We start from the raw sequence: 22,994 nt of genomic DNA, 5'->3' as shown, positions 1-22,994 counted from the left end.
TGTGTATGCTCCCCGAGATATCCTCATTTTGCCGCCTAGCCACAACGTGAATTATTTAGAAAATTATTTATTAAATCATTAAATTGCTATTGGTTATGCTATCGAGTTATAGCTGCGGTGGGTTCGTTTCAATTTTTATTTTTAGTGTTAACTTGTCCTGTTTTTCAGCAATTAATTTATCCTGTTCATCAAATGTAAAATGAGTCGTCGTTTCTGCTATAACCTCTGAATTATTAACTTTTTTTCCAGTTTTTGTATTGATTAAATTAAAGTAACCTTCAGATATTACCTGATAGCTATTATTATCTAAAATATTAATCATGATTGATGATTTGCCATGATCTTGAAATAAAAATTCGGATTGGGTTTTTCTTATCATTTTCGAGGCTTTAATAGTGCCTTCTGCCAAATGGGCTTGATTTGCAATATTACAAATATGGCATATATGTGAAGGAGGTAATTTTCCTAGGTATTTCTTAATATCCATTATGGATTGTAGTTCTATTGGGTTATCTTGTTGATTTTTAATAAGGATATTCATTCTTGGTATGTCAGAGGCGATTTGTTTAAAGTGGGATTCTTCTAATTCAACATATCCACTTGATCTTATTTTATTTTCAATTACAAAAAAAGGATTTATATCTTGTTTTATTTCTAAATTAATTACTTGATTTTCATTTGATATATTATCGAATGAGATATGGCAAATTTTTTTAGATGATGAGAATAGTGGCAAATAGTAATGCTTTCTAGCAAAATTAATAGCTTCTTTCTCTTCGGTGATATAAAACCAAGATTTATTTTTAATTAAATATGGCAATAGGCTGTTTAAATTAATAACTTTATTTATATCAAAATTTCTTTTGTTTTTTGGGATGAAATAATTTCTTACCCGATTAAAAAAATTAGTAATGTTGATGCTCATAAAATTCTCCAATTTTAAACAGGAGGAAAAATAACCTGTTTTTAGAAGAAATAATTGCAAGAAGCGTGAATAGCTAATAAATAGCGCATCTACTTCTATACATCGTTACAATGTTCTGTGAAGCGACTCTCAATTTTGTTATTTGCTTGTTTCTATGCATAAAAACAAATGTATATACAACTTTCTCTCTAGAAACATACAGCTACTTGTTGTTGTATAACATCCCTCGTATTCCAACCTTCACACTTCCTACAAAATTTCAAATTTAAATGTATATACTTTGTGAAGTAAATGTATATATATTTACTTCATCGATAAACGCTCTCAATGAATAGATAGTATCGAGCAAGTTGATAGAAAAATAATCTGTTGATTTATAATCAATTAATTAGTTTGAAGACGCACGTGCATCGCCACTAACTGGGTATCTCGCAGATTATTATAAATAAAATTGTTAATTTAAAGTTAATTAAAAATGGATAATAGGGGATACAACCATGTTAAATCGTACTGACTCAACTCGAGTGATCCGCGCACCACGTGGCAGTGAGAAAAGCTGTAAAAGCTGGCTGACAGAAGCGGTATACCGCATGATCCAAAATAATTTAGACCCAGATGTTGCTGAGCACCCTCAAAGCTTGGTGGTCTATGGCGGTATCGGCCGTGCAGCACGTGATTGGGAATGTTATGACAAAATTTTAGATGTGCTGACCACATTGGAAGATGACCAAACATTACTCGTGCAATCAGGTAAGCCTGTTGGTGTGTTCCCTACCCATCCAGATGCTCCGCGTGTGTTGATCGCAAACTCAAATATTGTTCCTCACTGGGCGAATTGGGAGCACTTTAATGAGTTAGATCGCAAAGGCCTAATGATGTATGGCCAAATGACAGCCGGCTCTTGGATCTATATTGGTTCTCAAGGGATCGTTCAAGGCACCTATGAAACCTTTGTTTCGCTTGCTAAACAGCACTTTAATGGCAACGCCGCAGGGCGCTGGATCTTAACCGGTGGCCTTGGAGGGATGGGAGGAGCACAGCCATTAGCAGCAACTATGGCAGGTTTTAGCATGATAGCGGTCGAGTGCGATGAAAGCCGTATCGATTTTCGTCTAAGAACCCGTTATGTAGACAAAAAAGCGACTTCTCTTGATGAAGCATTGCAATATATCGACGATGCCAAAGCCAATGGCCAACCCGTTTCTGTTGGGCTATTAGGTAATGCGGCTGATGTTTACAGTGAATTGGTGAAACGCAATATCACCCCTGATTCAGTGACCGACCAAACGAGTGCTCATGACCCAGTACATGGCTACTTACCACAGGGCTGGACACTCGCCCAATGGCGTGAAAAACAACAAACTGCCCCTGCTGAAGTGACCAAAGCTGCGAAAAAAAGCATGGCAGTACAAGTAGATGCGATGCTAACGATGCAAAAACGTGGCTCAGCAGCTTTTGACTACGGCAACAATATTCGCCAAATGGCAAAAGATGAAGGGATTAGCAATGCCTTTGATTTCCCAGGTTTTGTTCCTGCTTATATTCGCCCGCTATTTTGTGAAGGTGTTGGACCATTCCGTTGGGTCGCGTTATCAGGTGACCCAGAAGATATCTATAAAACAGACCAAAAAGTAAAAGAATTATTACCAGATGACAAACACTTACATAATTGGCTCGATATGGCACGTGAACGTATCGCATTCCAAGGGCTTCCTGCTCGTATTTGCTGGGTCGGTTTAAAAGACAGAGAAAGATTAGGCCGTGCTTTCAACGAAATGGTGAAAAGTGGTGAATTAAAAGGCCCTGTTGTCATTGGTCGTGATCACTTAGATTCAGGCTCTGTTGCGAGTCCACACCGTGAAACGGAATCCATGAAAGATGGCTCTGATGCCGTATCAGACTGGCCTTTATTGAACGCACTGTTAAATACCGCAGGTGGGGCAACATGGGTCAGTTTACATCATGGTGGTGGTGTTGGCATGGGCTTCTCACAGCATTCAGGCGTCGTCATTGTATGTGATGGAACGGACGCTGCTGATAAACGTTTAGCGCGCGTTTTACATAATGACCCTGCAACGGGCGTTATGCGCCATGCAGATGCAGGTTATGACATCGCCATTAACTGTGCGAAAGAGCAAGGCTTGAACTTGCCGATGGTGAAGTAATGTCCTTTGCCGGCTGCTTAATCGGTCGGCAACTTTCTGGAATATAAGGAATTCAGTATGAATGCTGCGTTAACTCAGAAAAGACAAGGGCCACTGGCGGGGATCAAAGTGATCGACTTAAGCCGTGTGTTAGCAGGTCCTTATTGCACCGGTATGATGGCCGATCTTGGTGCTGAAGTGATCAAAATTGAAGTGCCCAACCACGGTGATGACAGCCGCCATTTAGGGCCATTTATTGATGGTGAAAGTGTTTACTATGGTTTGATTAACCGAGGTAAACGCAGTATTGAATTAGACCTTAAAGCGGATGAAGACCGAGCGATTTTATTTCAATTAGTCAAAGAAAGTGATGTGGTGGTTGAAAACTTTCGCCCTGGTGTGACTCAACGACTTGGCATCGATTTTGAGAGCTTAAAACAGCACAACCCTAAATTAATTTACGCCAGTATTTCAGGGTTCGGGCAAAACAGCCCACTTGCCAGTTACCCGGCTTATGACATTGTGGCACAAGCGATGTCAGGCCTAATGAGTGTCACTGGTTTCCCAGAAACAGGGCCAACACGCAGCGGTGAGTCAATTGGCGATGTGTGTGCAGGGATGTTTGCATCATGGGCGATAAGCAGTGCGCTATTTGCGAGAGAGCGTCATGGTGAAGCGGCACAGTATATTGATGTGGCGATGGTAGATGTCTTACTCAGCATGCAGTTAACTGGGCTTTCAAACTTATTTGCAAATGATAAGGCCCCGAGCTTAGTGGGGAACCGCCACCCAGTATCCACGCCATTTGATACTTATCAAGCAAAAGACGGTTTAGTCGTTATCGCGATTGCGAGTGAAAAGCTATTTCAACGCTTTTGCGAATGTATGGAAAAACCGCAGTTATGCCACGACCCGCGCTACGGTGATGACCCAAGCCGAACGCAGTACCAAGCTGAACTTAGAAAAGAAATCGAAAGTTGGACACGCCAAAAAACGGTTGAAGAGGTATGTGACATATTATTAAACGCGGGCGTTCCTGCTTCACCCATTCATAATTTACACCAAGCGACACAAAGCGAACACGCCGAAGTGAGGCAAGTACTGACGTACCTGAATGATGGAGGAACACCATTGGTTTCTCAACCGGTTTTTTTTAATGGAAAGAAACCTCATTCGACCCGCCGTGCCCCGAAATTAGGTGAGGCAAACTTAGTTTATAAACCAGCGAAAACAACAATTAAAAATGCGGAGACGATGCAATGAGTTTTGATATTAATGAAACGGAACAAGCGGTTGTAGATGCGGTAGAAAAAGTTTGCCATGACATTTTACAGCCGAATGCACAAAGATACGATGAAACCGAAACCTTTTGTGCTGAAAGTTTACAAGCGTTAGGGGAAATAGGCTGTTGGGGAATTAATTTACCTGAACAGTATGGCGGTTTTGGTATTGGCAGTGTGGCGATGAGCAAGGTCGTGGAAGCGGTTGCAGCAGCTTGTGCATCGACGTCATCGGCTCTAACGGCACATTTTTTGGCGACAGATTCAATTTTAATTGGTGGGACAGAAGAGCAAAAAAATCATTGGTTACCAAAAGCCGCTGCTGGGGAATTATTAGGTGCATTCGGCTTAACTGAGCCGGCTGCGGGCTCTAACCCTGCGGATATGCGTACTGTGGCTGTACGTGAAAATGGCGGATGGCGTATTCGAGGAAATAAACACTATATCACAAACGCCAAAGAGGCTGATTTTATTGTGTTATATGCTAAAACCGATGTTGAAGCGGGAGCCCGTGGCATCAGTGCATTTATGATCCCTAAAGGCACTGAAGGTGTGGCATTTTCTCAACCTGAAAAAACCATGGGGTTACGGGGTAGCACCATTTATGAATTAGCATTGAATTGTTGGCTACCTGAATCTGCATTACTGGGAGAGGAAAATAAAGGGTTCCACACCGCCATGGAAGTTTTAGATAAAGGGCGTGTTGAAGTGGCTGCAACGTCACTAGGTATTGCTCGAGCCGCGATGGAAAGTGCTTTAGGCTGGGTAAAAGAACGCCAAATTGGTAAAAAACCCTTAGCTGCATACCAAGGAACTCAATGGCGTATTGCGGATATGCACACGCAATTGGAGGCGGCTCGTATGTTGACTTGGCAAGCTGCAGAATTGCGTGATTCAGGGGAGCGTTTTAGTTTGCAATCCGCTACGGCGAAATTGTTTGCTGCTGAGTGTGCGGGTTTTGTAACGGATGCGGCTTTACAGCTTCATGGCGGCTACGGCTATATTCGTGACCTTCCCCTTGAACGTTATGTGCGTGATGCACGGATTTTACGGATTTTTGAGGGCACATCAGAAATACAAAAAATTATTATTTCACGTGCCGTTTTAGATGCCCACTAAGTTATTTTAAGTATTGAGCCGAGTAAGCGGGACAGGCGTTTACTGGTTTATGGAGCACCATAGGAAGCACTACCTGACAACAGGATCATGGAATTAAAAACACAACAACAATCAGGTTTAAGAATGTATTTCAATTAGTTATTTAGGGTGAATAACAGATAAAACATCACCCAGCGTAATGCTTAATAACTGTACCTTACAACTGTAGTTATTGCGGTTCCATTACGATTAATTGGTTCATTCTTTAAGCCAGCCTTGCTTAAAGAGGAGTTACCATGACAGTTTCAAACGACATCGCTACAGGGCAAAAAAACCGGCAGGAGAATGTACCTTTAATCGAAGCGCGTTCCATCGATTACATTCCAGAGTCCGAGCGCCATGGCACTTTATCGAGCCAATTCACACTTTGGTTCGGTTCTAATTTGCAAATAACGGCAATTGTAACGGGGGCCTTGGCAGTCGTGCTTGGCGGAGATGTATTCTGGTCATTAATTGGCTTGTTTATTGGCCAATTATTAGGTGGGGCGGTGATGGCCTTGCATGCGGTGCAAGGGCCGAAATTGGGGTTACCACAAATGATCTCGAGTCGTGTACAGTTTGGCGTATACGGTGCCGTCATCCCTATTTTATTAGTTTGCATGATGTATGTCGGGTTTTCTGCTAGTGGTACCGTGCTGGCAGGGCAAGCGGTTGGTCAGTTGTTACATGTGACTGATTGGGTTGGAATTATTATTTTTGGTGTGGTGATTATCGGCATTACAATTTGTGGTTATCGCATCATTCATATTTTAGGGAAAGTAGCGAGCGTTATCGGCGTGATTACGTTCTTTTATCTATTTTTCCGTCTATTTTATATGAATGATGTTTCGGTATTACTGGAAAACCGCCATTTTAGCTGGACGAACTTTTTATTAGCGATGTCATTGTCTGCTTCTTGGCAAATTGCATTTGGGCCTTATGTTGCTGACTATTCTCGTTATTTACCGACTAAAACCCCGACAATTAAAGCCTTCTTGGCTGTGGGTTCAGGCACAGTAATTGGTACGCAAGCCTCAATGATTTTAGGGGTTTTTGCCGCAGCGCTTGCTGGCAATAAGTTTGCCGGTAATGAAGTCTCGTATATTGTGGGCTTAGGCAGCACAGGTTTAATCGCGGCGTTGCTATACATCAGTATTTTCTATGGGAAAGTGACAATAACTGCATTGAATGCCTATGGTAGCTTTATGTCTATGGCTGCGATTTGGTGTGGTTTCCGTGGGAAAAACCAAATTTCTCGTGGCCAAAGGTTGTTCTTTATTATTCTAATGGTCAGTTTTTCAACACTACTTGGGTTAGCGGGCCAGCACTCATTTTTAAAACTCTTCTCTGCTTTCTTATTGTTTTTACTTGCATTCTTTACCCCTTGGAGTGCAATTAACTTAGTTGACTACTATTGGGTCACTAAAGGTCGCTACGACGTTCCTGAACTTGCAAACCCAAATGGCCGCTATGGGCGTTGGAATAAAGTCGGGATATTCACTTACATTGCCGGTGTATTAATACAATTACCATTTATATCAACAGGTTTTTATACCGGGCCTTTAGTCGAAAAACTCGGTGGTGTCGATATTTCATGGATTGTTGGCTTAGTAGCAACAAGTATTCTTTACTATGTTGCGATTAAAAAATGGCCTATGTCAGTCGCAGATCGGTTGATATTACCGACAACAAAATAACCATTTCATAAAAAACTAGCATTAAAAAGCGTAAAAATTGAGATAGCCAGTAGCAGTGTAACTATCACTGTTACGGTTTCTCTCAACCTAAAAAACGGTTTTAGAACATTACCATACCCACCAATCGTTGAAGAATTGGGATAGGAGTTGCTATGAAAATTTTAGTCGCAGTGAAGCGAGTGATAGACCATAACGTCAAAATAAGAGTAAAAGCCGATGGTTCAGGGGTTGAATTGGCGAATGTCAAAATGGCAATTAACCCATTTGATGAAATTGCCGTCGAAGAAGCTGTGCGTTTAAAAGAGGCGGGAAAAGCAACAGAAGTGATTGCGGTTTCCATCGGTGACATTGGTTATCAAGAAACATTACGTAGTGCGATGGCGATTGGCGCTGATCGTGGGATTTTAGTCCAAAGATCTGGGGGGTTAACACTAGAGCCACTGGATATAGCGCGTTTACTTCAACAAATCGTAGAAAGGGAACAGCCAGATCTTATTTTATTAGGCAAACAAGCTATTGATGATGATTGCAATCAAATAGGTCAAATGCTCAGCGCATTATTGGATTACCCGCAAGCGACATTTGCTTCTCAAGTTAAGCTTGAAGGGCAATCACTGCAAGTTACGAGGGAAATTGACGGTGGTTTAGAAACGTTAGAAATGCCATTGCCAGCGGTCATCACAACAGACTTACGGCTCAATGAACCTCGTTATGCAACTTTACCTAATATCATGAAAGCGAAGAAAAAAACGTTAGATATTATCGATATTACTGATATGGATTTTACCCCATTAGGGCAAATTAAAACGCTTAGTGTCTCAGAACCCAAAAAACGAGCGGGGCAATGTACATTGCTAAGCAGTGCGACAGAGCTAGTCAGTGCATTACAAGCGAAAGAAGTGATTTAATCGAGGAAAATACCTATGAGCCAAATATCTGTATTAGTGGTTGTCGAGCATGATAATCAAACAATAAAAACCTCTACTTATCATAGTATTAACGCTACAAAACAACTTCTCACCGCAGGTGGCCATTTGCACTTATTAGTTGCAGGAAGTGAGACAGAATTGGTCGCTCAGCTAGCTGCGAGTATAAAAGGCGTGAGTAAAGTCCTAGAAATACAATCAGATAACCTTAAAAACCAACTTGCAGAACCGATGGCTCATGCGGTGGTGAATATTGCAGAAGAATATACTCATTTACTGTTTCCAGCGACGACATTTGGTAAAAATATTGCCCCACGGGTTGCTGCAAAGTTAGGGATCGCACAAGTTTCAGATATTACTCAAGTTATTGATTCACAAACTTTTGTTAGACCTATTTATGCAGGGAATGCGTTAGCAACGGTACAAAACAATGGCCAGAAAGTGGTCATTACGGTACGTAGTTCGGCATTTTCAGGGGGATATGAAACGCAAAATAGTGCTGAAATAGAGAAGGTTTCCCTTGTCGATATACCGCTGCGTAGTCAATTAAAAAGCCAATCGTTAACTCAAGTTAGCCGTGCGGAATTGAGCTCTGCAAAAGTGGTTATTTCAGGCGGGAGAGGCTTGAGCTCAGGTGAAAATTTTGCGTTATTGGAAACGATAGCTGACAAGCTAGGGGCTGCGGTTGGGGCTTCACGTGCTGCGGTAGACGCTGGTTTTGTGCCAAATGACTACCAAGTAGGACAAACAGGGAAAATTGTCGCACCTGATTTGTACATAGCTGTAGGAATTTCGGGGGCAATTCAGCATGTTGCAGGAATGAAAGAAAGCAAAGTGATCGTTGCTATCAATAGTGATCCTGAGGCACCGATTTTCCAAGTTGCGGATTATGGCATTGTTGGCGATCTGTTTGAGATCTTACCTGAATTTGACAAAGCATTGGCGTAATGGAGGGGCTCATGGCTATCGACAATATTGAGAAAATAAATGAGGCTCCCGAGCGGGAATCGATGGAGTTCGATGTCCTGATTGTCGGTGGTGGGCCCGCGGGGTTATCTGCAGCAATACGTTTAAAGCAGCTAGCGGCAAAGAAAGGAACAGAAATTTCGGTTTGTTTAATTGATAAAGGTGCACAGATAGGAGCTCATATTTTATCTGGTGCAGTGATAGACCCACGTGCTCTCGATGAATTGCTACCAGATTGGCAGCAAAAGGTTTCGGCTTCTTTAACACCTGTAAGCCATGACCGTTTTTTATGGCTAAAAGAAAATAAAGCGAGTCATTTACCCCTCTCTTTATTGCCAAACTGTTTGAAAAACAATGGTAATTTCATTGGTAGCTTAGGGGAGATAAGTGCTGCACTAGCCGTGGAGGCAGAAGAATTAGGTGTTGATGTTTTTGCCGGTTTTGCTGCCACAGAGGTGTTATTTGATGATAAAAACCAAGTGATAGGCGTCACAACTGGAGATATGGGGCTTGATAAATTAGGCAACCCAACACAGATGTACCAACCGGGTATGAATTTACTGGCAAAAATGACCTTTTTTGCGGAAGGGTGCCGTGGTCAGCTAGGTAAGCAATTGATAAATCATTTTAATTTAGCCACAGAGAGCGGTAAACAAACCTATGGTTTGGGGATCAAGGAAATTTGGCAAATTCCAAAAGAGCAACATCAAGCAGGGTTAGTTGTCCATTCCGTTGGCTGGCCGCTAGATAACCACACCTATGGTGGTGGCTTTGCTTATCATTATGGGGATAACTTAGTCGCAGTGGGTTTGGTGGTCGGGTTAAATTATGAAAATCCGTATTTATCACCGTTTGATGAGTTTCAACGCTTAAAAACCCATCCTGCTTTTAGTGATTTCTTATCGGGTGGAGAACGGATCAGCTATGGTGCTAGAACGATGGTGGCGGGTGGGTTAGCCGCGTTACCTGAACTAAGCTTTCCCGGAGGTGTGTTAATTGGTGATGATGCAGGTTTTCTTAATGCAGCCCGAATTAAAGGCACCCATTGTGCGGTGAAAAGTGGGTTATTAGCAGCAGAAGCTTGGTTCAGTGCTAACCAGAATGGAATGGTTGATTATTTACAGTTTAAAAAGCAATTTCGCCAGCTATTTGAAGAGAGCTGGTTATATCAAGAGCTTTATCAAACACGCAATTTTAAGCCCTATATGAAAAAAGGGCTAGTGGTTGGTTCAATACTATTTGGTGCAGAACAACTGTTATTTAAGGGGTGTACCCCGTGGACGTTGAAATTAAAACAATCGGATCATGAAGGAATAAAGGAAGCCAAGGGTTTTACACCGATAGATTACCCAAAACCCGATGGTAAATTAACGTTTGATAAGTCTTCTTCCGTATTTTTATCGAATACTAACCATGAAGAAGAACAACCCTGCCATTTAAAACTGGCTGATATTAATGTCCCTATCCAAGTTAATTTAATGAAATATGCTGCGCCCGAGACGCGTTATTGCCCCGCGGGAGTTTATGAAATTGTAGGGAATAAAAGCGAGGAAAAACTGCAAATTAATGCGCAAAACTGCCTGCATTGTAAGGCTTGTGACATTAAAGATCCGTTACAAAATATCACCTGGACTGCTCCCCAAGGAGGGGAAGGGCCTATTTATCAAGGAATGTAAAACGAATTTATTGTGATGTAGTTGTGCTTGATATTTTTGTTTTATCAGTCGCTTTGGGGCAATTTTGCCCCATTTTTTTATTTTTGCATTAATTCTCAATTCGAGAATGTAATTTTAATTTGTAACGCGAGCCAGCTGTGATCATATTAACATAGCTAATTAGAGTGTTACCTGTCCAAGTGCGACGGCTAAGTTGTAAGCAAGGTGAGTTTTCTTTAATTGATAATGATTGAGCAATAGATTTTGTGGCCAATGCAGCTTCAATGGTATGTTCCATTTCACTGACAGGAAAATGGCGTTGCAAATAACCGCTAGGAGTTTCAGTGTCACCATATTTTTGCTTAACAAAGTCGGGCACAATGGCGTGGTTAACATAGCGTTCTTCTAACATTAAAGGAATATCGTTTTCAAAATGTAGTACTTTACAATAGCCCACATCACTTCCTTCACTAATCCCGAGCTGTAGTGCAATTTCTGCTGATGCGGGAATAATTTTTAGTTGCATCTGGTGGCCGCTATATTTATTACCACTTGTTGAGATCTCATCAAAAATATCAAACGCTTTTGTTACGGGGAGCTCATGTTTTTGAGTGGCGACAAATGTGCCTTTGCCCGCAATACGATGTAGGATCCCTTTTTGACTTAACTCTGAAATGGCTTTATTCACGGTCATACGGCTTACATTGAATTGAGCACATAGCTCTAATTCTGTCGGTATTTGTGTTTCAGGCTTAAAAATACCTAAATCAATACTGCGTAAAATGTAAGACTGAATTTGCTTATATGCAGGTTGTAATGTCATCGCTGTTATTCAAAATTATTGTTAAAGGAAGGAGTGGTAACATTGTTTTATTGCCACATTTCACTCACAAACTTTGTATTGAATGCAAGTTTATCAGTAATTACTGGCTTTGCTAGTAGGAGATACCTATTTCTAATGATTAACCTGAGTTAAATAGCTGTTTAAGGTGCTCGTCCTTATCTGAATTATTTAATTATAAGGTAAGTTTTACTAGGGCTATATACCTTTATTTATTATCATAATGTTAAATTTACTTAGCGAAATAGGCATTTATTCATGCGAGTTCAATATTTCCATGTCAGTCTTACTCAATGTGACTATCAAAATGTCAGCCCAATGGGAATGGTAAGATTGATTGCCTCCCAAAAAGTATTTTTTTTTAATCAAGGTGATTTTTCAAATAGTGAAATTTTTTTAGAACGCTTACAACAAGGCGATACCTTGGTTATTTGTGCAGAAGAGATGAATGATGGCAGTTATTGGGCTGAGTGGGTTTACCATGAAAAGCATGGTCGACTTGAGCCAGATAGAACCATTAGTTTTAATCGCTCACTAGGAAAACAGTATTTAATTTCGTTAGCCTTAATGGCCCTGATACCTGCAGTGTATTACTGTTTTATTAATGCAGATGATAGCTTCTTAATGATTATCTTAGTCTCACTTTTAGGCTGTGCTGCCTTTGGTGGAATAGTTTTGTTTGCTCTTGCACTGGCCGAGACTAAGCATATTTTAAGTCCAAAACGAAAATCAATTTTAAAAGCGTTGGATTTAGTTATTGATGGGCAATATCAAAAGAGTGAACAAGAGCAACAAATTGAAATTTTAGGAATTAAAAGCTTAAAAAATAAAGCCAATAAATTACGTAAATCAGCAGATAACTATCGTGATAAAGCGTCATTACTCGTCACCCGTGGGAAGGTTAATATTACATCAACCCTCAGCTTAACAGTTGCTACGGGGGATGCAGAACAAAAGCTCAATCATGTTGGTTTGCAGATTAATAAAAGCCATATGGATGTTCTAATTTCAGCAAATGAACCCTTATTCAACAACCACAATCTATTTATTGCTCAAGGTGATGAGCTTGAAGTTTTTCATAAAAATATCCAAGCGCATTCAAAAGAGCAGGTCATTTTTGGTATTTACAATCACCAAGACGGGCTTGCCTATAGCTTGATTGGTAAGGGGGCTCCTCAAGAACGAGGTTTTTATTTCGGGCTGTGGGGGGGCATTTGCTTACTTTTAATGTTCTTTGTCTTTATGGCCGGAGGGTTATCAATTTCTGAAACCCTAGAGAAAGGTGGATATTGGGATTATTGGGACTGGGTTAATATTGTGGATACAGGTGTGCTATTTATCAGTTTCGCAGTAACGATTTTATTCGGTATCAGTTTTCTTATTGCTTTGTGCGTGGCGATATATTTTAAATTATCTCAGCGTGGAAATGGGTATTATCAAGCGCAATATATTTTGAAGCATCTACGTCGTAAGAATGGCCAAACGGATTATGTGACGGAGGTGCGCTCATGAACCCATTTCTGAGTAAACGTTTTCTCTTTTTGGCTTTGGTGTTTGTATTAAGCCTCGCTTTCACTTTTATTATTTTTATTCGTACTGGTACGGTTGATTGGCAGTGGAAAAACCACAATGAAAATAGCTTCCCGATTGGTAGTTATGATTTTGCAACAACATTTCCAGCAGAAAATGGGATGTTAGTTATAGCTCAAAAAAGTGGCCGCTCTAATTATTATTACTCGTCTTATAATACTTATATGCCTTCAAGTGAATATGATAACCAGATTTTATTTGCAGATAATAATGGCGTGCATTTTATTACTTATAGCGATCAAAGTTTTTATAATGCAGTCTGTGAAAGAAAACAATGTTTAATGATGTTCAGTGATGGCTATCAAAAAATTAACTTAACTGATTTTTCAGTGAGTGAATTTACACCTTGGAGTAAAAAAACTGGCAAGCTATTTTCAACGTTGATTATGGGAAAAATCTACTTATCTAAAAGCTCTCCTTTCTATGTTGTTGCGGATAATGAAAATATTTTTATCAGCGCTGATAAAGGAATGACATGGGAACATTTTATGAATGTTCGTGATTTAGCTAAATCATTATTCCCTGAAGAAATTGAAGGAAATTCAAATTTTTCCTATGCAACATATCGAGATAAAATCGTAATGTGGTACAGCTATGGTAATCAAATGGGCTCATTAGAAGTTATCATGGATATCCCGACTAAGCAGGTTATTAGTAGCAAATGGTTGCCTGTTAGAATTAATGAAGCTGCACAAAATCTTAAAGGCGATATTTTTGTGGTTGCTCAAGAGCCTTCACGTCGTTTGTTTTCTTTGATGCAATTTCATACAAATGGTCATTTTGAAGTAATCGCAGAAAGCGGTTATAACCACTTGAATAGCTTAAACGTTGGAAATCAAGGGTTGATTGTTTCGAATTCAATTAGAGGTTCACAACAATATCTAATGATGGATTTTGTAACAAAAGAGATCAGTTATCGTCCTGAATTTCCTTTGTATAATAAAATATACAATATGGCGGACCAATCCTTGATTGAAATAGAAAGTACTTATTCAAATGAAAGTGCTCTGACTAAAGGAGCACAAGTTTCTTATCAATCATTGCATTGATGCGTAAAGATGATTTAGTGTGTTCTCATTCAATAAGGATAGGGTTTTCCCTATCTTTTTTGTTATTGTTATTTAAAGGTTAAGCTAATACTAAAATAGGTATAGTTTGCAGTTTAAGGAGAGGAAGAGTACGTTTTAATGATAGACTAAAAATAGATAAAAATTAAACGATTTTAACTCATTATATGGAAGTAAGTTGTATAATTAGAAATATATAATAAAAATAAAAGAAATGTAGTTAATAATATATAGTATTAACTATAGATGATGATATTCAATATCATCATTAAAGATTACTAGCTAATTATTCTTTATAGATGTATTAATATTTAATCAACCATTTGATTAAATATTAGTAAACCTTGGTTACTTTATGAGTATTGCAGTCATTAAAAAACAAACTAAATGTCAGATAAAAAATAAGTAAGATTGACTAGACCCTACTTTTCATTTAATGCAAAATAGCAATGCAAAATTAATTCTAATTCTAATTTTATTTTAATTGAGATAGCTAAATGAATATATCCAAAATCAGCATTGCATCTATTCTTATTGCAAGTGCATTATTAAGTGGTTGTGCTAAAGAATCTTCTCGTTCTTTAGCCGTAGAAAAAGTTGCGACATATAATACTCAATATTCAGGCCCAAAAAGCCCAATATCAATAGGGAAATTTGATAATCGTTCTAGTTATATGAATGGCATTTTCTCTGATGGGGTTGATCGTTTAGGTAATCAATCTAAAACCATTTTGATGACACATTTACAGCAAACGGGTCGTTTTAATGTATTAGACCGTGCAAATATGCAAGAACTTAAAGAAGAAGCTGGTATTAAAGGTCAGTCGCAACAGTTAAAAGGTGCAACTTATGTAATTACTGGTGATGTTACTGAATTTGGACGAAAAGAAGTTGGGGATCGCCAGTTATTCGGTATTTTAGGTCGTGGTAAATCACAAGTAGCGTATGCCAAAGTCAATTTAAACGTTGTTAATGTTCAAACATCTGAAGTGGTCTTTTCTTCACAAGGTGCTGGTGAATATGAATTATCAAATAGAGAAGTGATTGGTTTTGGTGGCACTGCCAGTTATGACTCAACATTGAATGGTAAAGTATTAGATTTAGCAATTAGGGAAGCGGTAAATAACTTAGTTTCTGGTATAGAAAGTGGTGCATGGCAGCCAGCTAAATAAGGAAATACGATGAAAATTAAATTATTGGCTATGGTAGCCGGCGTAATTTTATTAAATGGCTGCGCTAATGAACCCAAACCACTATATAACTGGGATGGTTATCAAACAACGGTCTACCAATATTACCAACAAACAGAGACTGGCCCTCAAGAACAAATTCAAGCTTTGAAAAAGAATTTGGAAATGAGCAAAGCAAAAGGTTTAGCAACTCCGCCAGGGTTGCATGCGCATTTAGGGTTATTGTATTCAACAACTGGAGCGGTTGATCTTGCAATGCAAGAATTTACTGCGGAAAAAGCATTGTATCCAGAATCTGCGGCTTACATGGATTTTCTCATGAAAAATAAAGGAAAAGTAAAATGAAACATTTACTTATAGTCTGCGGATTGGTGATGACATGGTTATTAACGGGATGTGCTCAGCCAACTAAAGTTGATTACACGGCATTTAATCAAAGTAAGCCTAAAAGTATTCTGGTGCTATTACCACAAAACAGTTCACCAGAAGTACAAGCAAGTCATGGTTTATTATCACAAGCGACTCTTCCTTTAGCTGAGGCTGGCTACTATGTTTTCCCTGTTGCTGTTGTTGAGGAAACATTTAAGCAAAATGGGATGACAAATGCAGGTGACATTCAAGCTGTTCCACCTGCAAAATTGCGAGAAATTTTTGGTAATGATGCCGTACTTTACTTGAATATTACTGAATACGGTACAAGTTATCAGGTTATTTCTAGTGATACTCGTGTCACTGCGGATGCGAAATTGGTTGACGCTAGAACAGGAACGTTATTATGGAGTGGCTCAGCGACTGCATCTAGTGCTGAAAATAATTCCTCGTCAAATGGTATTATTGGGGCGTTAGTATCTGCTGTTGTTAACCAAATCGTAGATACAATGACAGATAAAAGCTATGCAATTGCAGGTATAACAAGTGTCAGGTTATTATCTGCAGGTAAGCCTAATGGTATCTTATATGGGCCTAGATCGCCTAAATATGGTAAAGATGCTCAGTAATTATTAATTATTGAATAATGGGCGAAATAGAATAAAATATTTTGCCCATTTTATTTAAGTTAAATATTATTTAAGTGAAATTAACTTATTTAATTATCGTTTTACATTGTTTATACGTTTTTTTAATTGGGATGATTAAACTAAAAATAATAATATTAAACTCTTATTTAATATATGAGTTAATACTGTGACTTGAATCAAGTTGTTCTAGTTTATCTCACTAATAGTGTGATATAGGTACAATATTATGACAATAGCGATTACTTTGGTGACCCAACTGTTATATATATAATAATAGTCGGTTGTACTAATTCCTCGTTGATAGGAGTCATAGTATGTTCTTGTTAAACGAATCACTTATATCAAGGTATTTCTTCTATATGAAGAAATGGTTCAATATTGATATTTCTTTAGCCTTCTTCTTTCCAAACAAATAACCTTTCTCTTTTCCTTTCTTAAAATTTTTTTAACTTATTTAACTATAGGTTAGATCTCTAATATTTATTATTTAATGAAAAATTAAAGGTATTATCATGGCTAAAAGAATTGTAGAACCATTCCGTATTAAAATGGTAGAAAATATCCGTATTCCATCAAGAGAAGAACGTGAAGCGGCGTTAAAAGAAGCGGGATATAACCCATTCTTATTACCAAGTAGTGCAGTTTATATTGATTTATTAACTGACTCAGGCACCAATGCGATGAGTGACCACCAATGGGCAGCAATGATCACCGGTGATGAGGCATATGCAGGATCTCGTAACTATTATGATTTAAAAGATAAAGTGAAAGAGATGTTTGACTATGATTATGTCATTCCTGCTCACCAAGGTCGTGGTGCTGAAAATATGTTATTCCCTGTTTTATTAAAAGTAAAACAGGAACAAGGTGGAGCTAAAAAACCGGTCTTTATTTCTAATTTCCACTTTGATACAACAGCAGCTCATGTTGAATTAAACGGTTGTAAAGCAATTAATATTGTTACCGAAAAAGCCTATGACTCGGATACTTACGATGACTGGAAAGGCAATTTTGATATCCAAAAATTAAAAGATAATATTGCTGAGCATGGTGCAGAAAACGTAGTCGCAATTGTATCTACTGTAACTTGTAATAGTGCAGGCGGTCAGCCAGTATCAATGGCGAATTTGAAAGAAGTTTATGAAATAGCTAAACAGCATAATATCTTTGTTGTCATGGATTCTGCACGTTTCTGTGAAAATGCGTATTTTATTAAAGAGCGCGACCCTAAATATAAAAACTCGACTATTAAAGAAATTATTCTTGATATGTATAAATATGCTGATGCATTAACGATGTCAGCGAAAAAAGACCCATTATTAAATATTGGTGGGTTGGTTTGTATTAAAAATGACGAGAAAATCTTTACGTTGGCAAGACAACGCTGTGTACCAATGGAAGGTTTCGTAACCTATGGCGGTTTAGCGGGTCGTGATATGGCTGCAATGGTACAAGGTCTTGAAGAAGGGGCTGGAGAAGAATATCTACATTATCGTATTGGCCAAGTTAAATATTTAGGTGACCGCTTACGTGAAGGTGGAATTTCAATTCAATATCCTACAGGGGGACATGCCGTATTTGTCGATTGTAAAAAGCTGGTTCCTCATATTCCTGGTGATCAGTTCCCTGCGCAAGCGGTGATTAACGCACTTTATTTAGAATCAGGTGTCCGTGCGGTTGAAATTGGTTCATTTTTATTAGGGCGTGATCCTGAAACTGGTAAGCAAAAACATGCAGATATGGAGTTTATGCGGTTAACCATTGCAAGACGTGTTTATACCAATGACCATATGGATTACATTGCAGATGCTCTGATTGGTTTAAAAGATAAATTTGCAACCCTCAAAGGGCTGGATTTTGAATATGAACCGCCAGTATTAAGACACTTTACTGCTAGATTAAAACCAATTAAATAATAGGTCGCTCGTATGGTTCCCGTGCAATGCGGGAACCTCATCCTTATTCTTAAGGTAAACACCATGAATAATTCGGCAGCCAAAAAAGAACCCTCCATAATGGTAGGGGGTTTTGTGCTAGGCGGTGCCATGATTGGGGCGGGGATGTTTAGCTTGCCTACTATTATGGCTGGAGCTTGGTTTATTAACTCTGTAGTTATCTTGTTAGTTGTTTGCTTTTTTATGTTTCATTCAGGGATTTATATTTTAGAATGTATATCGAAATATGGAGCAGGAACGAATTACTTTTTTATCTCTAAAGAATTATTACCCAGATGGGCATGCTATATTGCAAATATGGCATTAATATTTGTACTCTACATACTAATTTATGCCTATATATCAGCAGCAGGTTCAGTTATTAAAGAAGCTGCCGCCATTTACGGATACAATATTAATTTAAGATTAATATTTATTATTTTTACATTAATTCTAGGTGCGAGCATCTGGTGGAGTGGCGTAGGGGCAAGTCGTCTAACATCATTATTTTTATTCATTAAAATAATTCTGTTTATTTTAGCTTTCTCCGGTTTATTTTTTATCGTAAAAACAGATTTACTATTAACTTCCCCCGTTGAAGGAGGACAAACAGCGTTATTACCTTTTGTTTTTATTATTATTCCTTATGCAATTACTTCTTTTGGTTATCATGGGAATGTTTGTAGCTTGTATAAGCTGTATCATGAGAATGAAAGAAAGGTCGTTAAAAGTTGTGTTATCGGTTGTGTATTGGCATTGGTGCTCTATTTTCTCTGGATCATGGGGACAATGGGAAATCTGCCGCGGGCAGAGTTTTTAACAATAATTAATAAAGGTGGTAATTTAGATGCTTTTATTGAATCACTATATGCGGTACTGAATAGCAAAAATATTGCGACATTCTTACTGTGGTTCTCTATTAGTGCTGTATTTTGTTCATTCTTAGGTGTTGCAATTGGGTTATTTGATTACATTCTTGCTTCGTTGAATTTTAAGGACAACCCATCAGGTAGAATGAAATCTGCATTATTATGCTTCTTGCCTCCTCTTATTCTTTGCATGTTATTCCCAAATGGTTTTTTAATCGCAATAGCATATGCAGGCATGGCTGCATGTATCTGGGCGATTATTTGCCCTGCAGTTATGGCATTAAAGGTAAGAGAGCGTTTTCCTGATTCGAGATTCAAAGTGTGGGGCGGAAAAGGGTTAATCTATGCCGTTATCGCCTTTGGAGTAGTCGGCATTATTTGCCAATTGTTAGCGCAGTTTAATTTGTTACCGATATACCGTTAATTTTTCAAAATACAAGCTGTAAAATAACTGAAAAGGTACAGTGAGGGTTCGCTGTACCTTTTTTCTATCCAACGATATGGCGGATTGTAGGCTAATATTGAAATATAACGGTTTTTTTAAAGTACATTTTAATATTTTGACCTTGATAAATAATGGGTTTAAAGGCCATTTTTTTAATTGCTTTAACCGCTTCTTCTCTAAAACCTAAATCAGGAATTTTGTTATTTAGTATTTCAACGGATTCAATTTGACCATCTAATCCAACTAATAACCGAATTTGCACTTTAACAACTTTTGTATAGCCTAAGGAACGAGCCTCTTTCGGATACCTAGGAGCCGCATCCTGTAAAATTGTATAGGAAATACCACTCGAACCGAGTGCGGTATAGCTGCCATCACCATTAGCAGCAAATTGGCTATTACCAGATAATCTATTATTCCCTTTACCACTTTGACCACTTTCTGAAGCTGATGGGCTTGTGGAAGATTGATTTTCAGCAGTTGAATGGAGTGGTATTTCTTTAGCTGCTTCTTGTGAGCCTTGCTGCGTTTCATGGCTTATCTTATTGGTAATAAGTTGATTTTCTGTGTTATTTTTAGTGTTATTGTTCAGTAGCTTACTTTGTTCTTTTGGCTTTTTCCCTTGTACGGACTGACTGATTTCCGGTTTTGTTTTTTCTTTTGTTTTTTGTGTGAGTAAAGGCGATTCAACCGTGTTATCAACGGGAATATTCACAGGAATCAATGAATTTTTAAGTTGAGTTTTTGAAGGTATTTTACTTTCATTAGGTTGAGACTTGCTCATCTGCTTCTGTTGGGAAGCAGCTTCAGCCCTTGAAGGGGATTCTGATATAACTTCATGTGATTGCACTTGTTTTTTATTGCTCTGCTCTCCTGTGCCCTCTGAGGAGCCCATTTGTCCCCCTAGAGATAGAGTTATCGTTTCCATACCCTCGACTATAGGTATCGCCCTACCTGTTTGTAGGGCGATAAACATAATGGCAATAATATGGATAACGAGTGACAGTGCTAAAGCAAGTTTATAACGAATAGTCACTGAAACATTTCCTGTTTTAATCAATAGGTAGCTTTAATGCCTGCAAAAAATGAGCGCTCATTTCCAGGAATTAATGAGCCATAACCTGCGGTAACATAGTCGTAGTAAGTTTTGTTCATTAAGTTAGTGACCCCGCCATATAATTCGATGTGTTCAATCGGCGCGTAACGAACACTGAGGTCAATGAGTTCACGTGATTTAACTACGCCATCTTCTTCTTTATTGGCATCAGAAAGGAAATTATTGTACGAACCATAATAGGTATACTGAATGTCTCCCGATAAATCATCGGTAAAATCGTATTTTACTTTTAGTTTAACGGAGTGCTCTGGCACTTTAGTTAAACCACTTTTCGTGTAATCAATGGTATTTTTGCCGTTTTCTTCCAAAAATTGGCGGCCATGATTGTTATAATCAGAACGTCCTCTGAGCCATGAATATGATTCTTGGAAGGTGAAATTACCGAGCGTTTGTTGGAAGTCAACATCGGCTCCCCAACGGCGAGTTTTCAACAAATTCATTGTCTTCGCATCATTGACACTAGTGAGATAAATACGATTTAGCTGGTTATTCGTATTAGATGTCCAGAATGTGATATTGACAGTACTAAATGCTAATTTATCTCTTAAACCGACCTCAAATAAGTCATATTTCTCATCTTCTGCCTTAGTCGGAGTATAAATTTTCTCACCATTAACGACAGATTGGTCGCTGATTTGCAAGCCATCGGGAAGGGTGTAGCCTCGTTCATATCGCCCATAAATTCGGCCAGTATCGCGATAAAGGTAAGCAAGAGAAAGTTCAGCTGCCGTATTCCAACGGTCTGAAGTGCCAGACCCATTTACTGTGCCACTTTTATCAAATGACCATTCCGACAATTCACGTCTAAGCCCTTGGGTAAATACAAATTGATCTGATTTAAGACTGTTAAGAGCATAAATTGCCTTTGTTGTTTTATCATAATCAAAATTATGAGGAACCCCATAATATCGGCCTTTACTATCTTTTTTATAGCTCCCAATATAATGAATAGAAGCCTTTTGTTTGGCATAATCTATGCCAAAAAGTAGATTGCTATCATCGAGATAGCCGATATCTAATTTGATTTTTGTTCCGCGGCTTTTTTGATTAACTTTTTGTTCCCAGTTGGCATTATTAGTATAAAAACCATCAGTGTAGAAAACATCTGTAGCAAAATTGAGTTTTTCCGTAAATGCATTTTGGTAACTTAAATTATAGCTATCGACTTCGCGGTCACCGATCAAATAACCACTGATCGTTTTTTTAATTAGTTTACCATTCTCATCAATACCGACAGTGACGGTTTTGTCTGGTGGAACGTAGTCTTTACCATACTTTTTGATATTACGTGATGTGAGCGTTTTTACGTACTGAGAACTTTCAGTGAGATGACTACCTCTCAACATGAGGCTTTGATCTGGAGTCAGATCCCATCTACCGCCTAGTGAATAATATTCTGAATTACGGTAGGTATCTTTATAGTAAAGATCACGGTTTAGTTTACTGGCAGTACCTAAAATTGAAAAGGTATCACTCACCCGAGCTCCCAAATTAGCATTTAAGCGATATCCTTCTGAGTTCCATTCAGATAAAACACTTGTTTTGGGATTAGCCATACTTCTCAGGTTTGACGTTATATTAATGACTCCACCTGCAGTCCCTGAGCCGTAAATAACGCTTCCGCCACCGGGAATGATTTCAATACGCTCAAGTTGTTCAACGGGAATAATATCGTAGTTAGTGGTATAAGGGTGATTTGCTAATGTGGTAATTGGAGCCCCATCGAGTAACACTTGTAGGTTACGTTGTGAGGTTTCAGCCCCTTGCCCCCGCAAGTCTATGTTGCCCTGCCCAGAGGTATCGACACTAATACCAGGAACAGATTTAAGCACATCAGAGATTGTGCGGTTTCCTTTGCCTTGAATATCTTCTTTTGAAATAACAATAATTTGCTTGGTATCTCGTAAACGTTCAATTTCAACATAGTCAGGTCGTGCATAGCTATCTTGTAGCTCAATTGCATCAGCAGCTTCTTGAAGCTGTGATGATTCAAGCTCTTTATTGGTTGCATGAGTCGTAAAAGAAAGTGTTGATAAAATAATGAAACAAATAAAATTTGGCTTAAATTTAACCATATTGTTTCCAACGGAGGAAATGTTTTTCATTGGAGTAGGCTTGCCTTTTGTAATGATAATGCAAATGATAATCAATATTATTATATTGTTATTGATTTCAAGATCAATTAATTTAAA

At 38.5% G+C, this 22,994-nt stretch carries 18 protein-coding genes; 14 read left to right on the top strand and 4 right to left on the bottom strand.

Features of this window, described 5'->3' with window-relative positions; all coding sequences use genetic code 11:
- Positions 1–106 precede the first annotated feature (106 nt).
- Positions 107–925: a hypothetical protein gene (locus tag PR834_RS07445; protein ID WP_272536556.1), complete on the bottom strand. Its 819-nt coding sequence runs from the start codon at positions 923–925 to the stop codon at positions 107–109.
- A gap of 497 nt (positions 926–1,422) precedes the next feature.
- Here PR834_RS07445 and hutU point away from each other — a divergent pair, with 497 nt between their 5' ends.
- The 7 genes from hutU (at position 1,423) to PR834_RS07410 (ending at position 10,751) form a co-directional block, all read left to right on the top strand.
- Entirely contained in the window at positions 1,423–3,090 is a 1,668-nt protein-coding gene (hutU, locus tag PR834_RS07440; protein WP_272536555.1) for a urocanate hydratase, read from the top strand.
- 57 nt (positions 3,091–3,147) lie between these two features.
- Positions 3,148–4,332, top strand: a complete 1,185-nt coding sequence (locus PR834_RS07435) for a CaiB/BaiF CoA transferase family protein (protein WP_181489370.1) — start codon at positions 3,148–3,150, stop codon at positions 4,330–4,332.
- Complete coding sequence (locus tag PR834_RS07430) at positions 4,329–5,468, top strand: acyl-CoA dehydrogenase family protein (protein ID WP_272525418.1); 1,140 nt, start codon at positions 4,329–4,331, stop codon at positions 5,466–5,468. Before PR834_RS07435 ends, PR834_RS07430 begins: the two co-directional genes overlap by 4 nt.
- 275 nt (positions 5,469–5,743) lie before the next feature.
- Positions 5,744–7,183: a purine-cytosine permease family protein gene (locus PR834_RS07425; RefSeq protein WP_004258484.1), complete on the top strand. Its 1,440-nt coding sequence runs from the start codon at positions 5,744–5,746 to the stop codon at positions 7,181–7,183.
- A gap of 152 nt (positions 7,184–7,335) precedes the next feature.
- Positions 7,336–8,091, top strand: a complete 756-nt coding sequence (locus PR834_RS07420; RefSeq protein ID WP_165879546.1) for an electron transfer flavoprotein subunit beta/FixA family protein — start codon at positions 7,336–7,338, stop codon at positions 8,089–8,091.
- A 15-nt stretch (positions 8,092–8,106) separates the two neighbouring features.
- Complete coding sequence (locus PR834_RS07415; RefSeq protein ID WP_272536554.1) at positions 8,107–9,057, top strand: electron transfer flavoprotein subunit alpha/FixB family protein; 951 nt, start codon at positions 8,107–8,109, stop codon at positions 9,055–9,057.
- A gap of 11 nt (positions 9,058–9,068) precedes the next feature.
- Positions 9,069–10,751 carry an electron transfer flavoprotein-ubiquinone oxidoreductase gene (locus PR834_RS07410; protein WP_196725320.1) on the top strand — a complete coding sequence of 561 codons (1,683 nt, stop codon included), beginning with the start codon at positions 9,069–9,071 and terminating at the stop codon, positions 10,749–10,751.
- 88 nt (positions 10,752–10,839) lie between these two features.
- Here the strand turns inward: PR834_RS07410 and PR834_RS07405 are convergent, their stop codons facing one another.
- Entirely contained in the window at positions 10,840–11,553 is a 714-nt protein-coding gene (locus PR834_RS07405; protein WP_196725319.1) for a UTRA domain-containing protein, read from the bottom strand.
- Positions 11,554–11,829: 276 nt separating this feature from the next.
- Here PR834_RS07405 and PR834_RS07400 point away from each other — a divergent pair, with 276 nt between their 5' ends.
- The 7 genes from PR834_RS07400 to PR834_RS07370 all read left to right on the top strand — a co-directional run bounded on the left by PR834_RS07400 (position 11,830) and on the right by PR834_RS07370 (position 19,664).
- Positions 11,830–13,083: a hypothetical protein gene (locus PR834_RS07400; protein WP_164456029.1), complete on the top strand. Its 1,254-nt coding sequence runs from the start codon at positions 11,830–11,832 to the stop codon at positions 13,081–13,083.
- On the top strand, positions 13,080–14,210 hold the full coding sequence (locus PR834_RS07395) for a hypothetical protein (protein WP_110591205.1): 1,131 nt from the start codon (positions 13,080–13,082) through the stop codon (positions 14,208–14,210). Before PR834_RS07400 ends, PR834_RS07395 begins: the two co-directional genes overlap by 4 nt.
- Positions 14,211–14,725: 515 nt before the next feature.
- Positions 14,726–15,400 (top strand): CsgG/HfaB family protein, encoded by a 675-nt coding sequence (locus PR834_RS07390; RefSeq protein ID WP_094961482.1) that lies wholly within the window; start codon positions 14,726–14,728, stop codon positions 15,398–15,400.
- A gap of 9 nt (positions 15,401–15,409) precedes the next feature.
- A complete protein-coding gene (locus tag PR834_RS07385) occupies positions 15,410–15,763 on the top strand; it encodes a DUF4810 domain-containing protein (protein WP_094961483.1) in 354 nt (117 codons plus the stop codon).
- Positions 15,760–16,416 carry a DUF799 domain-containing protein gene (locus PR834_RS07380; protein WP_094961484.1) on the top strand — a complete coding sequence of 219 codons (657 nt, stop codon included), beginning with the start codon at positions 15,760–15,762 and terminating at the stop codon, positions 16,414–16,416. Before PR834_RS07385 ends, PR834_RS07380 begins: the two co-directional genes overlap by 4 nt.
- A gap of 533 nt (positions 16,417–16,949) precedes the next feature.
- Positions 16,950–18,353, top strand: a complete 1,404-nt coding sequence (locus PR834_RS07375) for a tryptophanase (RefSeq protein ID WP_004908186.1) — start codon at positions 16,950–16,952, stop codon at positions 18,351–18,353.
- A 63-nt stretch (positions 18,354–18,416) separates the two neighbouring features.
- Positions 18,417–19,664, top strand: coding sequence for an aromatic amino acid transporter (locus PR834_RS07370; protein ID WP_036958033.1), 1,248 nt, complete (start codon positions 18,417–18,419; stop codon positions 19,662–19,664).
- Positions 19,665–19,755: 91 nt separating this feature from the next.
- Here the strand turns inward: PR834_RS07370 and PR834_RS07365 are convergent, their stop codons facing one another.
- Together PR834_RS07365 and PR834_RS07360 are read right to left on the bottom strand one after the other, a co-directional pair.
- Positions 19,756–20,721 carry an energy transducer TonB gene (locus PR834_RS07365; RefSeq protein ID WP_198633924.1) on the bottom strand — a complete coding sequence of 322 codons (966 nt, stop codon included), beginning with the start codon at positions 20,719–20,721 and terminating at the stop codon, positions 19,756–19,758.
- Positions 20,722–20,741: 20 nt separating this feature from the next.
- Positions 20,742–22,877 (bottom strand): TonB-dependent receptor, encoded by a 2,136-nt coding sequence (locus tag PR834_RS07360; protein ID WP_272536553.1) that lies wholly within the window; start codon positions 22,875–22,877, stop codon positions 20,742–20,744.
- Between the last annotated feature and the right edge of the window lie 117 nt (positions 22,878–22,994).

The sequence above is a fragment of the Providencia sp. PROV182 genome (genome assembly GCF_028480325.1).
Taxonomy (GTDB): Bacteria; Pseudomonadota; Gammaproteobacteria; order Enterobacterales; family Enterobacteriaceae; genus Providencia; species Providencia hangzhouensis.
The sequence above is the reverse complement of the archived record's forward strand: the minus strand, read 5'-3'. Positions and strand labels throughout refer to the sequence as shown.